Genomic DNA, 15,174 nt, shown 5'->3' on the forward strand with positions numbered 1-15,174 from the left:
TCTAGCATACCACCTGGTGCAGGCAGGGAAAAATATCCCGGCCATGCAGCCCTGTCCAGGGAAGGCGATCCGGCCCAAAAGCACTGACACAGGCATGGTTGACCTCCACCACCTGTTCTTTCATATCCAAAACAATTACCGGATCTCCCAGCCCATCCATGACAGCCTCGTGGGCCAGGGGGATAAGATGGAGCAGATGGTAGCGGAACAAGGCAACGGTAAATGCCGTACTCGTCAGCATAAAGGCAAGGGGGCTGAAATCGATATGGGCAAGGCTTTCCACCTTGGTCAGATAAACCCAGTTGGCTGCCCAGGGAAACAAAAACCCGGCGAGCATGATGCCGACCTGGATTCTATGGGAGTCCTTAGAGGAGACAAGCTCTTTTACCAAAAGGCCAAAGGCGATCAGGATCAAGGCATAGGAAAGTGCCGTATAGATCCAGAATAAAATCCCCCGTTCAAACTCAAGGGCCTGAATCCCCGGCCGGATTGAAAAGGTGACATCCTTCCACAGCAGATGATGAAATCCATTTGTAAACGCAGCCAGGACCACGCCCGCAGGAATTAACCACAAGACCCGGGCCATCCATGTGGATAAAAAAGAGGCCTTGCCCACAACAATCAGAACAAACCGGAACAATAGCAGGCTCAGGCATCCGACCCCCAGGTATTCCAGCCTGACCCAGAAAATTTTGGTGGCCATATCCGGGCTGAGCAGCTCCATCCCATAGGTGGCCGACCAAAACCCTGAAGCCGCCAGAAGAAAAAACAGGTGTCTGGCCCGTTGATTCTGCCAGTCACGAAGCAAATAGGCACCAAGACCCACACTTGCCATGCATGACAAAAGGGAAAGACACCCGTAAATTAAATTCCAGATCAAAAAAACAACTCCCTGCCTGTTCCCTTGGGCTATCCAAAGGCCTGCAATCGGCCCCAAGAAACCCAAAGGGTAAAGGGTCCTTAAAAATCAAACGGTTTGACCAAACCGGGCAGCCATCTTGTCCTTAACGGCCTGGGCAACGGCGGTCCTGTCATGATCCTGGGTCAGACGCTCTCCTAAAAGTTTTCCGGCCTCAACAGCGGCGGCCATAACCTGAGTTTGTTTTGCCACATCCGGAATAATATTATCTGTGATTTTAACACCTGGGCCATGGAGCATGGTGGGAATCCCCACCTGGCAGGTTTCCCCGAACCCGCAGGTAAAACAGGAAGCCGCCCCCTGCCCCTGAACCTTGGCCACGCTTTCAATGAAATTATACATGAAAAATTCTTCAATCTGATCTGCCGGGGCAGCCCCTTTTGTGCCGCCGACCCCCACAGCCACGGCCAGTTTTCCCCACAGGGTTCTTCCTGTCTGGTGGCGAAACTGAAACCAGCGTTCCAAAAAGGCATGGGTCAGGGCATTTAGGGTAGAATAATAGTTAGGCCCCCCGATGACATAGGCGTCTGCCCCTACAATCTTATCCCGCAAAGGTGCCATGTCGTCCTTGACCTTGCAGATATTATCCTTTACACAACCCAGGCAGGCAATGCACCCCACGATTTTCTTTCCCCGCAGGGACACCAGATCATAGTCACAACCCGTGTTTTCCAGAACGGTTTTAACCAGAGTCATCACACCCGAGGTTTCATCTTTTCGCGGACTTCCGCAGATACCCAAGATTTTCATCTCATCCTCCTGTTAAGGGTTGATTCATTGAACTGAATAAGTTTAAGAATACATGATAAACCAATCCGCGTCCAGCAGGGGATCAAATTAAGAGACAGGTCCGTGTTTCCATAAAAAATTCAAATAGTTCTTGCCATAAGGCCTGTCTTTCTATATAGTGCATATTTTTTAATGTATCCTATCTGCTATTTCCAGACCGGATCAATTTTTCATAAGGATTTCCCATACCCCATGTCCCACGACACCATGCCCGAAAACGGGTTTGACCAGATGTCTTTGAGTACTGCTGTGCAGTCCGCTGTTTTAAACGCCGGTTATAAGAGCCCCACCCCGGTCCAGTCCGCCACCATTCCCCTGATGCTTGAAAATTCTGATATTATCGGCCAGGCCCGAACCGGCACAGGAAAAACCGCTGCCTTTGCCCTGCCCCTGCTCTCCCGCATTGATCTATCCCTCAGACGGCCCCAGGTATTGATACTCACCCCCACCCGGGAACTTGCCATCCAGGTGGCCGAAAGCTTTGAAACCTACGGCAAAGCGATGAAGGGCTTAAACGTTCTTGCCGTATATGGGGGCCAGAGCTACGGAATCCAGCTCAACCAGTTGAAAAAAGGCGTACACGTGATTGTCGGCACCCCCGGACGGCTCATGGACCATATCCGGAGAAAAACCATCTCCCTGGCCCATCTTTTTTCCAAGGTATTGGACGAGGCCGATGAAATGCTCCACATGGGATTTATCGAAGATGTGGAATGGATATTTGACCAGACCCCCAACCAAACACAGACCGCCCTGTTTTCTGCCACCATGCCCGCCCCCATACGAAAAATTGCCAATAAATACCTTAAAGATCCTGAAACGATCACCATTCAGTCGGATGCATCGGATCTTGCGAGCATTACCCAGCAGTACTGGCTGGTCAAGGGCTGCCAGAAATCCCACGGCCTGGTCCGTTTCCTTGATGCCGTAACCTTTGACGGGGTGATTATATTTGTCAAAACCAAGGCATCCACCCTTTCGGTCTGCAAGGTCTTGGAAGACAGAGGATTTAAGACAGAAGCCCTGAACGGAGACATGGCCCAGGCGGCCAGGGAAAAGACCGTGAACCGCCTGAAAAGAGGACATATCGACATATTGGTGGCAACAGATGTGGCGGCCAGAGGACTGGATGTGGAACGCATTTCCCATGTGATCAACTATGATATGCCGTCCAAGACCGAACCCTATATACACAGAATCGGAAGAACCGGCAGGGCCGGCAGGACCGGAGATGCCATTTTGTTCATCCATCCCAAGGAAAGATGGATGGTCAGAAAGCTTGAAAATGCCACCTCCCAGAAGATCAATGAAGTCCATTTGCCTTCCAACAAGGCCATCAATAAAAAAAGAGTGGCAGATTTCAAATCCGCCATTTCCCAGGTCTTGGAATCCCAGGATCTGACCGTGTTCCAGGATCTGGTAACCGACTATGCCCAGGAGCATTATGTGCCCATGGAATCAATTGCCGCGGCCCTTGGCCGGCTGGTTCACGGCGACACCCCCTTTCTTCTGGATAAAAAAGAAAAGATCAAACCCGCCACACGCCCGGTCCAGGCCTTGTCAAAACGGCCCAAGGAAAAAAAGAATTCAAGCCGCCAGAACCCGATGGCTTCAAAAACAACCAAACAAGAAACCCAGACCCCGTTTCTGCCCCCCAAAAAAGGCATGGACCGGTACCGGATTGAGGTGGGCCGCAGCCACGGTGTCAGCGCCCGGGATATTGTGGGGGCCATTTCAAACGAAGCCGGCCTTGAAAGCAAATTCATCACAGGGGTCACCATCAGAAATAAATTCACCGTGGTAGATCTGCCCGCAGGCATGCCCGGAGATATTTTTCACCTGCTCAAAAAAACCTGGGTCAAATCCAGGCCCATGGGAATTTCAAAGGTGGCCTGAGAACAAACCTGTCCCCAACAGGATACTGGCAAAGATAAAAAAAATTTGATACCTTCATTTTTATGAAGGAAATGATACGACGGTTAAAAATATTTTTATCCTTATTTATCCTGCTGACCCTGATCGGCACGCTGGGGTTTATGACCTTAGAAAACATCTCCCTTGCCGAGGCCTTTTATTATAACATCGTAACCATGTCCACGGTGGGGTACGGGGATATCCACCCGACCACCCCCCAAGGCAGATGGTTTGCCATTTTCATTATTGTGATGGGCGGTGCCACCTTTCTCGGGGTGGTAGCCAATGCCACGGAACTGCTCATTGCCCGCAGGGAAAGCATGACCCGGAGGCGGAAACTCAATATGGTTCTGGGCACTTTTTTCAGTGAAATCGGTTATGGCCTCCTCATGGCCTTTTCCGGTATTGACCGAAATATCAAGTCCATCGCCCCGGCGTTGATCATGACCATGAACTGGCAAGGCAAGGATTTTATGTCCGCTAAAAAAGCCTTGGCCCTCCACCATTTTGACCTGGACATTCATGCCAAGGTATTGAATGAAACCCATACTTTTTTAATGGGAAAAAGGCAGTTCCTAATCGATTTGATTGAAAACCCGGTGCTGATTGAACACGAAATGTTCTCTGAACTGCTTCTGGCGCTGTTCCACCTCATGGACGAACTCAACTCAAGGGAAGACTTCAACAGGCTTCCCAAAACTGATCTTGCCCACATTTCAAAGGATTTCAACCGGGCCTATCGAACTCTGATCCTCCAATGGATGGATTATCAACAACACCTTAAATTCAACTATCCTTATCTGTTTTCCCTGGCGGTGCGGCAAAATCCGTTTAACCCGGATTCAAGCCCGGTGGTAAGGTAAAAGGGGTACAACAATGACTCAATTTCGACGAATTCACATGGCAGCGGGCATTGTCGTTTTAATCCTTTTTCTTTGTGTGCCTGCCATGGCCGCCCGGCCAAAGTATGTATTTTATTTTATCTGTGACGGCCTTGGGGCGGCTCAACGGCAGCTCAGTGAATTTTTTCTCAGGGAAAAACAAAAAGACCATACCCGATCCCTGGTCATGAACACCTTTGAGGTGGCAGGCATGAACACCACCTATTGTGCTGACTCCCTGATCACGGATTCTGCAGCAGCAGCAATCGCCCTGGCATGCGGGAAAAAAACAAACAAAGGGGTGATCGCCCAGGATGCCAACGGGAAAAATCTCACAACCCTGGTTGAAGCGGCCCGGGACCATGGGATGAAAACAGGTCTGATCACCACCACCCGGCTGACCCATGCCACCCCTGCGGCCTTTGCCGCCCACAATATTTCAAGGGGCAACGAAAATCAGATCGCCGAGGATATGGCTGCTTCCGGAGTGGATTTCATGGTTGGCGGCGGGGCCCGCCACTTTATGCCGCAGTCCGTGGAAATCAAACAAAAAGATGCCAGAGGTAAACGCCTTAAATCCAAACGAACAGATGAAAAAAATCTGGTCAAGGCGATGAAGAACAAGGGATATGCCACCTTTATCGGCAGGCAAGGGGCCAGGGAGTTTAAACAGACTGATTTTTCAAAAAAAGACAAGGTCTTTGCCGCCTTTACCACCTCCCACACCCCCTATGAGATTGAACGGATCAACCGCTACCATGAAATGCCCTCCCTGGCCGCCATGACCCAGGCCGGGATTGAGGTGCTTTCCAAAGGGGACAAAGGGTTTTTCCTCATGGTGGAAGGGGGCAGAATCGACCATGCCGCCCATGCCAATGACCCCACAGGAGTGATTTATGATACCCTGGCCCTTGACCATGCCGTAACCGCAGCCTTTGAATTTTTAAAGACCCACAAAACCCAAACCCTTATCCTTGTGGTGGGGGACCATGAAACCGGCGGTCTGGGCCTGGGTATGGACAGCATGGGATACCGTCTTTCCATGGATGCTCTTATGGCCACAACGGTTTCTGTGGGAGATTCCCTGGCCCATGGAGAAGGCCGGTATACTGGAGATAAAAAAGCCTTTATGGACTATCTGGAAAATAAATTCGGCCTGGCCGACCTGAAGATCAAGGAAATTGCCGCCCTTGAAAAGGCCATGGCCCTGGCCGACAGGAGTCGGACATCCGGGTATTATAAAATAAATCCGCCAGCCCTAATGGCAGCCCGCCTTTTGTCTGCAAGGGCCCATATCAGCTGGGCCACCACCATCCATACCGCCACTATGATTCCCATGTCCGCCGCAGGCGCAGAGGCCCAAAAATTTGGCGGGTACAAGGACAATACAAAAATCGCTGCCACCCTTGCTGCGTTGCTGGGGTTTTCCCTGTAAAAAAACCAATTTCCCGGCCTGTTGCTTTTTGCACGGGCCGTGTCTATATTTCTTCCATGAAAAAATCATTGATAATACCCATTGGCGGACTTTTGGCAGTTATGGCAGGGGTGATTCTCTATTTTTATGTCCAAAGCCCCAGCCTTCCTTTCCTGACCCTGGAAGCCAAGGCCAGGGTCATCCGGGCGGACAATTCAGAAGTCCACTCTTCAGGCCTTTCCCATATCGGGTACCAAATTCTGGAAATCCAAATTTTAGATACAAGGTTCAAGGGTAAAAACACAAGGGCCGTGAAAAGCCTCAACGGGCAGGTGCCCCTTGAAAACCTGTTTGCCCCCCATGACACAATTATTGCCGCCCTGATCCTGAATCCAGCAGGAAATCTTCAGGAGGCCAAGGCAGTGGATCTTTATCGCCAGGACAGCCTTTCCAAGCTCTTTGTCCTCTTTGTGGCCGCCTTGATTCTCTATGCCGGGGTGGTGGGCATCAAAGCATTGATCTCCTTTATTTTAAGCATTTTCATTATCTGGGAAGTCCTGGTCCGTCAAATTCTTGCAGGTGCTCCCCCGCTTTTGACCACCGCATTGACCATTGTGGTGTTGTCAGGTCTTATTATTTTCATGGTGGCAGGCATGAACCGCAAAGGGGTGACCGCGTTTATCGGTACGATAACCGGCCTTGTCATCACCCTTGGGGTGACCCTGTATTTCAGCAAAGAAACCGGGCTTTTCGGCATGACTCAGCCCTATGTCAACGGACTTATTTTTTCAGGTTACCACGAATTGGATATTCGCCAGATCTTTTATTCGGCCATTATTCTCGGGGCCTCAGGCGCGGCCATGGATATCAGTGCCGCCATGGCTGAAATCCAGATCAAAAAACCGGAGATCAGGCCCAAAGAACTGATCCAATCGGGCTTCACCGTGGGCCGGCAGGTCATCGGCACCATGACCACCACCTTGCTTTTGGCATACTCAGGAGGGTATCTGACCCTGCTCATGCTCTTTAAGGTCAAAGATTTAAGTTTCACCAGAATGATCAATTTAAAAATCGTGGCCGCTGAAATTCTAAGGACCCTGATCGGCAGTGTCGGCCTGGTCATGGTGGCCCCCATAACCGCCCTTGTGGGCGGTATCATCATGGCTAACATACTAAAAAACAAATCAATATCTTCATGACCTTCACGATTCAGACCTTAAAAAAAACTTTAAAATATTTATTTTGCATCAGTAGTGTCCGGTTAGGTTGTTGCATATAAAAAGCATCTAAAATCATTGAAAAAACAGTCTGTTTTGTGTTGACAAATGTGCGTAAAAATTTTTGTGCGCCTTGAAAACTTAACTCAAGGAGCTCAAATGACGCACATCTCAGTCCCTAAAAAACAACTACGGTCCCTGAACTTTGACAATTTCAGGTGCCCTCTGATAAAGTCACTTTCAAAAGCACCGGAATTACAATCTCGAGGAGACCGCCCTTTAAAAATGACATTCGAAGACCAGATAAATGCTTTGGTTTATTTCCATCTTCAGGAGCACAAGTCTGCCCGACATTTAATTCAGGATCTCAAGGAGAATGTTTTTGCTAAAGAAAATATTGCGCCAGACGGTGGTATCAGCCGTAGTAGTTTCTGTGAAGCCATCAATCACAGGGGACTCGAACAACTGCAATTTATCTTTGAGGATCTTTATAAACAGGCTCTTGAGTGTCATCCGGGTGAACACGCCGAGTTAGGAGAGTTGGTTTCCATTGACGGTAGTCTCATAAATGCAGTCCTTTCAATGCACTGGGCGAACTACAGAAAAGGAAGTAAAAAAGCCAAAGTACATTGCGGATTTGACATTAATCACGGAATCCCAAACAAAATCTTTTTGACTGAAGGCAACGGCGCTGAACGCACTTTTGTTCCCAAAATACTTTCCAAGGGGCAAACAGGTGTTATGGATCGTGGATATCAATCCCATAAAGAATTTGACCTGCTTCAGGAGCAAGGCAAACATTTTGTCTGCCGTATAAAAACCAGGACAACAAGAACAATTATTGATAACCACGAGACCCCTTCCGACAGCTACATTTTTTATGATGCACTGGTTAAACTTGGTACTCCGAATCAAAACCAGACGAAAAGGCCTGTTCGGGTTGTTGGCTATAAAATTGCTGGCGTCAAATACTATGTGGCAACTGACAGGCATGATTTAACAGCGGAACAAATAGCAACAATTTATAAACTCCGGTGGACCATTGAGGATTTTTTCAAATGGTGGAAAGAACATCTGAAGGTATATCATCTCATTGCCCGCAGTGAATACGGCCTTATGGTTCAGATTCTTGGCGGCCTTATCACTTACCTGTTACTGGCAATCCATTGCCAAAAACAGTTTAATGAAAAGGTCACGATCAAAAGAGTTCGGCAGCTGCGAACCGCCATTCTAAATGACCTGTTTGGCTGCGAGGAGCAGGGCTCTCATAGTTCAAACAGGGACAATATTGTCAAAGATCAAAAAATTATTGAGCAAGCAAAAACCTAACCGGACATCACTGATTTTGCATTTTAAACTCTTTTTAATTAGTATGGCCCAAGTGATATAATTAACCCCTTGGGATAATAATAAAAACCGAGGGCGTTCAAAATTCTGTGTCAGTTGAATGAAAGCTGATATACTCAGCTAAATAAGGAGAACTGACATGACCGAAGAAAACACCGAATTTGATTTTCAAAAAGCCCTTAAAGGCATCCAGGAAGGTAAACCCTTCACAGGTAAGGGCGGCGTCCTTACATCATTAATCAAAAATCTTGCTGAAGCTGCTCTTGAAGGAGAGTTGGAGTCCCATCTCGGGCAGGAAGTTTCTGCCAACCGCCGTAATGGAAAAAGCAAAAAGACCATTAAATCCCTGGATGGTAAATTTGAGCTGGAAACCCCGCGTGACAGGGCCGGAACCTTCTCTCCACAGATCGTCAAAAAACATCAGACAACGCTCAGCGATGAAATTGAAAGAAAGATAATAGCCCTTTACGGCCTGGGCATGAGTTATAATGATATGGCTTCCCATTTACAGGAAATCTATGGACTTGAGATTTCAAATGCCACTCTGAGCACCATTACCGATAAAATCATCCATACCGTCAAAGAATGGCAGGCCAGGCCGTTGGAAAATGTGTACCCAATCATATGGCTTGATGCCATACATTATAAAGTACGAGAAAACGGAAAGGTCGGCAGCAAAGCCGTTTACACAATTCTTGGGGTGAATATCGAGGGCCGCAAAGAGGTTCTTGGGCTGTACATATCCGAGAATGAGGGTGCGAACTTCTGGCTGCAGGTGTTAACAGACCTTTCAAACCGAGGGGTAAAAGATATCCTGATTGCCTGTGTTGATGGTCTAAAAGGTTTTCCCGAGGCCATTGAGACCATATTCCCGGACACAGAAGTTCAACTCTGCGTAGTCCACCAGATCCGAAATTCATTGAAATACGTTGGTTCCAAAAATAAAAAGGAATTTATGGCAGATCTAAAACGTGTTTATAAAGCGGTCAATAAGGATCTGGCCGAAGAAGAACTGGATATCTTGGAAAATAAATGGAATGACAAATACCCGATTGTGATAAAATCCTGGCGGAACAACTGGGAACGCCTCAGTCATTTCTTTAAATATCCAGAAGAGATTCGACGGATAATATACACCACAAATACCATTGAGGCTGTGCATCGACAGTTTCGAAAACTGACCAAAACAAAGGGATCATTCCCGAACCAGGACAGCCTGTTAAAGCTGCTTTACATGGGGATCCAGAACGCCAGTAAAAAATGGACAATGCCGATTCAAAATTGGTCACTGACAATTTCCCAGTTGGCAATTTTCTTTGAAGGCCGGCTGGATAAAGAGCTGGGAATTTGATAGGGATTTATTTACAGATGGAAAAGATGGTTCCAGGAACTCCACTCCAGCAAAAGTCAACTCCTCCGACGTGGCTGATTGAAGGCCCATTCTCGGACCTGACTTTTACTTCCGCTGGCGCTGAGGCAGATCCGAGAACCGAAACCGTGACACAGAATTCTGAACATTTCCCTAATAATATCCTTCTCTTTTTGTTCCGGTTTGTTAATCCAGGCTTCTTCTGGTAAAGCCGGTGGCCTCGGTATTTTTCCCTTAAATCGTTTTGGGTTTTGAATAAATGCATCCTCCAATGTTCGGCAGCGAGATTCATAAATATCTTTAGCAATGCCATAATGAAATTGTTCTGGGGTTACCAGGCCAATACCAGAATGGTAATGCTCTTTGTTGTAGTATCCAAAAAAATCCTGGCAGAAGGCTCTTGCATCCTGAATAGCACCAAAAGTTTTGGGAAATTGTGGACAATATTTCAATGTTTTAAACTGGGCTTCAGAGTATGGGTTATCATTGCTGACATGTGGTCGACTGTGGGTTTTGATTACCCCTAAATCGACAAGAAGCTGGGCAACCCCTTTGGATTTCATACTGGCTCCCCGATCTGCATGTAGCCCAAGCTGACCGGGTAATATCTTCTGGTTTTCACAGGACTTTTCAATTAGCTTTTTGGCCAATGCTGTTTATTCTCTATGGGCGACCATCCAGCCGACAACATACCTGCTGAAAATATCCATGATTACATATAGATAGAAGTAGGTCCATTTTGTGACACTTTTCAACTTGGTAATATCCCAGGACCAAACCTGATTAGGTCCGGTTGCCAGCAATTCAGGTTTTTTATATTTCGGGCGATTTACCTGCCGTCTTCGCTCCGGCACAGAACCATGTTCTTTGTGAAGAAGCCGAGACATCGTTCTGATGGAACAATAGTATTGCCCGTTATCAAGAAGAGAAGCATATACCTGATATGGGGCTCGATCTTGATATTTTTCAGAATGTAAAATATCCAAAACCGTTTGTTGTTCATCAGAATTCAAAGAAAGGGGAGATCCGGTCCGACTAAGTCCAATATGTTTTTTTGGAGAATGAAATCTGTAAAAAGATGATCGGGGAATACCGAAAGCCTCACATGAAGGCTTTTTTCCAATATCGCAACTTAACGTTAGGGCGGCATTCATAAGTCTTCTCCTTTGAGGTCGTCCAGATTCTGCTGGATTCCCAGGATCTGAGAAATTTTTTTTTGAGCTTCAATGATGAGTTTCGCCTGCTTTAGCTTGTGCTCTAATTTAAATTTCTCTTTTTGAAGTCTGGCGACCTCTATGGCCAATGGGTTCTTCTTTTTTGGTTTCCTTCCTCGTTTTCGAGGTGCCATGGCATTGAGAAGTCCTTTGTCCCGAGCTTTGCGCCAATCGGTTAAATTTGATGAATAAAGGCCTTCTCTTCGAAGAATCTTGCCGATCCCTCCGATTTCGGTACAATTTTCAATCTCTTGGAGAATACGCAGTTTATAAGAAGCAACGAATCTACGCCGGGGTTTTTTTTCAGGTACTTCAGGATCAGGGATTGAATCCTGGCTCCCCAAGGAGGCCCCAACTTCAGTCGCCCCATGGGCTCCTTCCATTGGGGCCTCCTTGGGGGCTGCCTGATTTTCGGATTCAGGTAGTGGGTTCATTTTTATCGGTTTCATAAGTAATAATCCTTACCCGCCCTACACTAATTTATCAATGGGTAAGTGTCTCACTCACATTGTCACAGAGGGCTTCCCTGGCCAAAAAAGGCAAGATGCTTTTGACAATTTCCACCACTGAGGACGAAATCCTGGGTATTGGCGGCAAAAATGTTGAAGGGTTTTATGCCTGCATGAAATATTTTCAGAGCCTTCCCAATGAAAACAATAAGGCATTTGTTGCGGCCTTTAAAAAGATGTGGGGAGACGACTCTGTGATCGGTGACGTGACCCAGGCCGCATACCTTGGCCCCTGGCTGTGGAAATATACTGTGGAAAAAGCCGCTAGCTTTGATATTGATAAAATTGCTGTGGCCTCTGACGGGATTGAGTTTGATAAAGCACCTGAAGGCTATGTCCGTATCCACAAAAACCATCACCTCTGGTCCCGTGCAAAAATTGGTCAGATGCTGGCCAACGGCCAGTTTAAGATGCTTGCCGAATCCGATGATCTTATTGAACCGGATCCCTTTCCAGAAGGGTACAAATAAGTCGGCAGATTTTTTTAATGATTAAAAAACGAATGCCCCCTGAAATGGTTGCCGTGTCAAAAATTTAAGGGGGCATTCCCATTTAAGAACGCTTTAAAATGATTTTTTAAGCATGATACAGGAGATATCCCAGTGAATGGTTCATTTTTTCTTGATATTTTTAACGACTATAGCGCTGATGAGCTTTACAGTATCTTTGTTATGCAGGGATTTGCAGGGATCAGTTTGTTTTCTGTGTTTTTGCTGATGGCATTGGGGCTTGCGATTATTTTCGGGCAGATGAAGGTGATCAATATGGCCCATGGGGAATTCCTCACGGCCGGTTCCTATACAACGGTATTGCTCTCTGATCTGGTTACCAAATATTTTCCTGCGGCCCTGTCGTATTATTTTTTTATTGCCATTGTCATGGCCTTTATTGTGGCTTTTTTGCTCGGTTATATCCTGGAAAAGTATATTGTTTCTTTTCTCTATGAGCGTCCTTTGGATACCCTGCTTGCCACATGGGGGATTAGCATGGTTCTCCAGCAGTCTTTTCGTTTGATTTTTGGTGCACGTGAGGACTCTGCCACCATGCCGGATTGGCTTATGGGATCCTGGTCCCCGACTGAAACCATATCCATTCCCATAAATGGTATGTTTTTATTGTTCATGTCCGTTTTGATGACCTTTATTGTCATCATGCTCATGTATCGATCCCGTTGGGGGTTGAGGGTTCGGGCAACCGTTCAGAACCGGGATATGGCAAATGCCGTGGGGATCAACTCTAAAAAAGTGGATCGCTGGACCTTTGCCATGGGCTGTGGCCTGGCCGGTGTTGCTGGGGCTGCCTTTACAACCATTGGCTCGGTCTCTCCTTCAGCCGGGTCTCTTTATATTGTGGATACCTTTATCGTTGTGGTTTTCGGTGGGGCCGGAAGTATCCTTGGCACCATACTCTCATCCTTTGGCATTGCCCAGTCCCAGTCCATCATGGAATTTTTTCTCACGGGTGTTCTGGCCAAAGTATTTGTCCTATTGAGCATTGTCGGCATTTTGATGCTGCGTCCCCAGGGGCTGCTGGCAAATAAGATCCGCCAATAAGGATGCTCGTGTACCCTGACTGCGAAAAATATGATCGGCAATATTTATAAGGAAATTGACTATGAATACTTTATTAAATAATAAAATTACCGGCAACAAGAGCGAGACCGTCTCTTTTCTCATCCTGGCCTTAATTTTGATTATTCTTTTTCCCCTGGTGTTTGATATTTTCAGGTTAAACCTGGTGTCCAAATATTTGAGTTTGTCCTTTGCCGCCCTGGGGCTGGTTTTGTGCTGGGGATACGGCGGAATCCTGAGTTTGGGCCAGGGGGTGTTCTGGGGACTTGGGGGCTATGCCATGGCCGCCTTTCTCAAGCTGGAAGCGGCGGCAAATATTGCCAAGGAAGCAGGTTCGGACCAGTTAAAAGCCCTTACCACAGTAGGAATGCCTGATTTTATGGACTGGAACCAGATTACTGAACTTCCCTATATCTGGTATCCGTTTAAGAGTTTTCCCCTCACCTTGGTGATGGTCCTGGTTCTGCCGGGAATCGTTTCCTACATCATTGGTGTGGCCATGTTTAAAAGACGGGTCAGTGGTGTCTATTTTGCCATCATTACCCAGGCATTTTGCTGGATCATGGAGATTCTTTTTGTGACCCGCCAGGGATGGACCGGTGGAATCAAGGGCATTACGGATTTAAGAACCTGTATGGGATGGGATATCCGTACGGTATCGGCCCAGTATATCCTTTATTTTGTAACGGTTTTTTTGGTGATGGCCATGATTTTACTTGGTAAGTATATCTTAAACTCCAAGCTTGGCAGGCTTTTGGTGGCCACCCGGGATATGGAAAATCGTGTTCGGTTTTCCGGATATGATGTGGCGGATTTCAAGATTTTTATCTTTTGTCTTTCCGCGGTGATCTCTGCTGTGGGCGGGGCCATGTTTGTCTTGAACGTCGGGTTTATGTCGCCCAAATTGGTGACCATTGAACCCTCAATTTATATGGTGATCTTCTGCGCATTTGGCGGACGGCTTTCATTGGTGGGGTCCATATACGGCACCTTGCTGGTATGCTTTGGCCGGACTTTTTTTTCAGAGTTATTCCCCGAATTATGGATGTTTTTGATGGGTACGGCCTTTATTTTGATCACTATGGTATTTCCCCGGGGGGTGGCAGGGATTGTTGAAGATTACACGTCAAGACTCAAGGATTTTTTAAAAAAATATGCCCCTGGATCCAAACAAAAAACGGCATTATCGAAATTGGATGACACTGAACTTGCCCTAGAACCGGTTTATGTGGAATTTGAAAATCCCAAAGGAGCTAAATAATGCCATTAAAAGATTTTGTACTTTCAGTTGAGGGTCTTACGGTTTCCTTTGACGGTTTTAAAGCCGTGAATGATGCTTCCTTGTACGTTGAACAAGGCGCCTTACATGTGGTGATCGGTCCCAATGGGGCCGGAAAAACCACCCTGCTTGATTTGATCTGCGGAAAAACCCGCCCCACGGCCGGGAAAATTAATTTTATGGGCCATGATCTCACCCATATGGCCGAACAGGAGATCGTGAAAAAAGGGGTGGGACGTAAATTTCAAACCCCTTCAATCTATCCTTCTTTAACCGTTTTTGAAAATCTGGAGATTTCATTTCCCCGGGGCAGGAGTGTGTTTGGGGCCTTAAGGTTTAAGCGGGATCAAGAGGTGATTGACCGGGTGAATGATATTGCCGAGATGATTTTTTTAAAAGATAAGCTGGACACCCCCGGAGAATTGCTCAGCCATGGACAAAAGCAATGGTTGGAAATCGGCATGCTCTTAATTGCCGATCCAGAACTTCTGCTGTTAGATGAACCGGTTGCAGGGATGAGTGTGGATGAGCGAAGGCAGACAGACTTGCTTTTGGAAAAAATTTCCAAGGAAAGATCCGTGCTTATTATTGAACATGATATGAATTTTGTGAGGGAAATTGCCCACAGGGTCACGGTCCTGCACCAGGGATCTGTACTTGCCGAAGGATCAATGGAAAGTATTGAAAAAAATAAAAAAGTGATTGAGGTATATCTGGGCCATTAATCTGCCGTTGCTCCGGGTGTTCATCA

At 46.9% G+C, this 15,174-nt stretch carries 12 protein-coding genes and 2 pseudogenes; 10 read left to right on the forward strand and 4 right to left on the reverse strand.

The window, feature by feature from the left end; all coding sequences use genetic code 11:
- Position 1: 1 nt before the first annotated feature.
- Together HUN05_07460 and HUN05_07465 are read right to left on the reverse strand one after the other, a co-directional pair.
- On the reverse strand, positions 2-880 hold the full coding sequence (locus tag HUN05_07460; GenBank protein ID WDP84999.1) for a hypothetical protein: 879 nt from the start codon (positions 878-880) through the stop codon (positions 2-4).
- Between the two features lie 87 nt (positions 881-967).
- Positions 968-1,669 carry a flavodoxin family protein gene (locus tag HUN05_07465; GenBank protein ID WDP85000.1) on the reverse strand — a complete coding sequence of 234 codons (702 nt, stop codon included), beginning with the start codon at positions 1,667-1,669 and terminating at the stop codon, positions 968-970.
- 231 nt (positions 1,670-1,900) lie between these two features.
- Here HUN05_07465 and HUN05_07470 point away from each other — a divergent pair, with 231 nt between their 5' ends.
- From HUN05_07470 to HUN05_07495, 6 genes are all read left to right on the forward strand, one after another.
- A complete protein-coding gene (locus HUN05_07470; protein ID WDP85001.1) occupies positions 1,901-3,604 on the forward strand; it encodes a DEAD/DEAH box helicase in 1,704 nt (567 codons plus the stop codon).
- Positions 3,605-3,666: 62 nt separating this feature from the next.
- A complete protein-coding gene (locus HUN05_07475) occupies positions 3,667-4,485 on the forward strand; it encodes a two pore domain potassium channel family protein (protein WDP85002.1) in 819 nt (272 codons plus the stop codon).
- Positions 4,486-4,522: 37 nt separating this feature from the next.
- Positions 4,523-5,938 carry an alkaline phosphatase gene (locus HUN05_07480; protein ID WDP87965.1) on the forward strand — a complete coding sequence of 472 codons (1,416 nt, stop codon included), beginning with the start codon at positions 4,523-4,525 and terminating at the stop codon, positions 5,936-5,938.
- Between the two features lie 68 nt (positions 5,939-6,006).
- Entirely contained in the window at positions 6,007-7,116 is a 1,110-nt protein-coding gene (locus HUN05_07485; GenBank protein WDP85003.1) for a YibE/F family protein, read from the forward strand.
- 177 nt (positions 7,117-7,293) lie between these two features.
- A complete protein-coding gene (locus HUN05_07490; GenBank protein WDP87966.1) occupies positions 7,294-8,463 on the forward strand; it encodes an IS4 family transposase in 1,170 nt (389 codons plus the stop codon).
- Positions 8,464-8,620: 157 nt separating this feature from the next.
- Positions 8,621-9,832: an IS256 family transposase gene (locus HUN05_07495; GenBank protein WDP85004.1), complete on the forward strand. Its 1,212-nt coding sequence runs from the start codon at positions 8,621-8,623 to the stop codon at positions 9,830-9,832.
- A gap of 176 nt (positions 9,833-10,008) precedes the next feature.
- On the opposite strand, the pseudogene HUN05_07500 reads toward HUN05_07495, so the two are convergent.
- Positions 10,009-11,004, reverse strand: a pseudogene (locus HUN05_07500) (IS3 family transposase).
- The gene (locus HUN05_07505; GenBank protein WDP85005.1) at positions 11,001-11,513 is read right to left on the reverse strand and encodes a hypothetical protein; all 513 of its coding nucleotides are present in this window, start codon (positions 11,511-11,513) and stop codon (positions 11,001-11,003) included. Before HUN05_07505 ends, HUN05_07500 begins: the two are co-directional and overlap by 4 nt.
- A gap of 92 nt (positions 11,514-11,605) precedes the next feature.
- Between HUN05_07505 and HUN05_07510 the strand changes: the two are divergent.
- The 4 genes and pseudogenes from HUN05_07510 to urtD all read left to right on the forward strand — a co-directional run bounded on the left by HUN05_07510 (position 11,606) and on the right by urtD (position 15,148).
- Positions 11,606-12,043 (forward strand): annotated as a pseudogene (locus HUN05_07510) (transporter substrate-binding protein).
- A gap of 201 nt (positions 12,044-12,244) precedes the next feature.
- The gene (gene urtB, locus HUN05_07515; protein WDP87967.1) at positions 12,245-13,126 is read left to right on the forward strand and encodes an urea ABC transporter permease subunit UrtB; all 882 of its coding nucleotides are present in this window, start codon (positions 12,245-12,247) and stop codon (positions 13,124-13,126) included.
- Between the two features lie 61 nt (positions 13,127-13,187).
- Positions 13,188-14,405 carry an urea ABC transporter permease subunit UrtC gene (gene urtC, locus HUN05_07520; GenBank protein ID WDP85006.1) on the forward strand — a complete coding sequence of 406 codons (1,218 nt, stop codon included), beginning with the start codon at positions 13,188-13,190 and terminating at the stop codon, positions 14,403-14,405.
- A complete protein-coding gene (urtD, locus tag HUN05_07525) occupies positions 14,405-15,148 on the forward strand; it encodes an urea ABC transporter ATP-binding protein UrtD (GenBank protein ID WDP85007.1) in 744 nt (247 codons plus the stop codon). The genes urtC and urtD overlap by 1 nt, the downstream gene beginning before the upstream one ends.
- The last annotated feature ends 26 nt before the right edge of the window (positions 15,149-15,174 follow it).

The sequence above is a fragment of the Desulfobacter sp. genome (genome assembly GCA_028768545.1).
In the GTDB taxonomy this organism is placed as follows: Bacteria; Desulfobacterota; Desulfobacteria; order Desulfobacterales; family Desulfobacteraceae; genus Desulfobacter.

Excerpts from the sequence above, each read along its gene's own strand:
- HUN05_07465 (WDP85000.1), bottom strand. The coding sequence starts at position 1,669 with ATGAAAATCTTGGGTATCTGCGGAAGTCCGCGAAAAGATGAAACCTCG.
- HUN05_07470 (WDP85001.1), top strand. The coding sequence starts at position 1,901 with ATGTCCCACGACACCATGCCCGAAAACGGGTTTGACCAGATGTCTTTG.
- HUN05_07475 (WDP85002.1), top strand. The coding sequence starts at position 3,667 with ATGAAGGAAATGATACGACGGTTAAAAATATTTTTATCCTTATTTATC.
- HUN05_07480 (WDP87965.1), top strand. The coding sequence starts at position 4,523 with ATGGCAGCGGGCATTGTCGTTTTAATCCTTTTTCTTTGTGTGCCTGCC.
- HUN05_07490 (WDP87966.1), top strand. The coding sequence starts at position 7,294 with ATGACGCACATCTCAGTCCCTAAAAAACAACTACGGTCCCTGAACTTT.
- HUN05_07495 (WDP85004.1), top strand. The coding sequence starts at position 8,621 with ATGACCGAAGAAAACACCGAATTTGATTTTCAAAAAGCCCTTAAAGGC.
- HUN05_07505 (WDP85005.1), bottom strand. The coding sequence starts at position 11,513 with ATGAAACCGATAAAAATGAACCCACTACCTGAATCCGAAAATCAGGCA.
- urtB (WDP87967.1), top strand. The coding sequence starts at position 12,245 with ATGCAGGGATTTGCAGGGATCAGTTTGTTTTCTGTGTTTTTGCTGATG.
- urtC (WDP85006.1), top strand. The coding sequence starts at position 13,188 with ATGAATACTTTATTAAATAATAAAATTACCGGCAACAAGAGCGAGACC.
- urtD (WDP85007.1), top strand. The coding sequence starts at position 14,405 with ATGCCATTAAAAGATTTTGTACTTTCAGTTGAGGGTCTTACGGTTTCC.